This window comes from uncultured Campylobacter sp. (assembly GCF_938017705.1).
In the GTDB taxonomy this organism is placed as follows: domain Bacteria; phylum Campylobacterota; class Campylobacteria; order Campylobacterales; family Campylobacteraceae; genus Campylobacter_B.
Genome location: NZ_CALIIS010000224.1, coordinates 1 through 1,031, shown reverse-complemented (window position 1 = coordinate 1,031; position 1,031 = coordinate 1). Strand labels below are relative to the sequence as shown.

1 protein-coding gene is annotated in these 1,031 nt (G+C 46.4%); it reads right to left on the bottom strand.

Translation table 11 applies throughout. From position 1 onward, the window contains the following. Positions 1-750 (bottom strand): YccF domain-containing protein (locus tag Q0605_RS10365; protein WP_298706804.1); only part of this gene is annotated, 750 nt, incomplete at its 3' end. Positions 751-1,031: the final 281 nt, after the last annotated feature.

The window sequence follows — 1,031 nt, the reverse complement described above, 5'->3', positions numbered from 1 at the left end:
TGCGGAATTCGCTCCGTTAGGCTCTAAGGGAACGTTCGTCATAACCGAAAAATCTCCAAATTTACCCTCGATTGTATAGTAAGCGTTTATATCGGTTTCAACAGTACTTAAATTTACCATCAGCTTAGAAATCTCCGCATCATCTCTAGTAGCCGATAATCTCGGTAGCCCAATCAATACTACGAGCAAAACAACTACTACGATGCCTATGATAGGCACTACGGATAGCTTCTGAGGCGTTACGTCGTATTCGCAGTTTTGTAGCGACTCTGCGGCTGCGCTTTGCTGCACTCCGCTTATCTCGTCCGCTTTAGCTGCAGCCACTCTACGTCTTAGTTCCTCGGCTAAATCGTGGCTGATGCAGACCTTATCTACGGGATTAAAGATAGTGCCTAATGACTTGGCAAGCACGATAGCGCACGGAATTCCGATGATGGTAATGAACTGACCTATAACCGTAAAAATTCCACCAATAAAAAGCCAAATACCAAAAACTATGATATAAATGACCTTAACGATATTCGCGTAAGTCTGGTATGTCATATGCACCGCGTCGCTTACCGATCCTTTCTTTTTACGCACCATATCGTGTGTAAAGGGTAAAAATAAGAATTTGCCGTATTCCATAAGACCTAGCCCCACGGGAGCGGTCACGACTAAAATGGTAAGGATCAAACCCGACAAATAGGTCAAGATAGCCAAGATCCAACCAGCCATAAAAAACCAAATAATGTTACCTAAGATACGCATATTTTACCTCTTTATAAATTATGCAAATCAAGCGAGCCGCCCGCCTCGAGCGGCTCGCACAGCCTCTCATCCGTTTTATGGGTGTTTTCGCAACTCGCGCGGAAGGATGCGCCGAAATACTATGGCGCAGCAAAGCGCTAAAACGTGTCGAAACACTAAGAGATGCTAAGGCGCACATCCCTTTAGCGTGACGCGCCCATGCCTGCGGCTATGGCGTGCAAAACGAGCCTTGTGCGTGCAAACCCCCGTATGCAAAACAACTGCGGAATGATAGGGGGGGG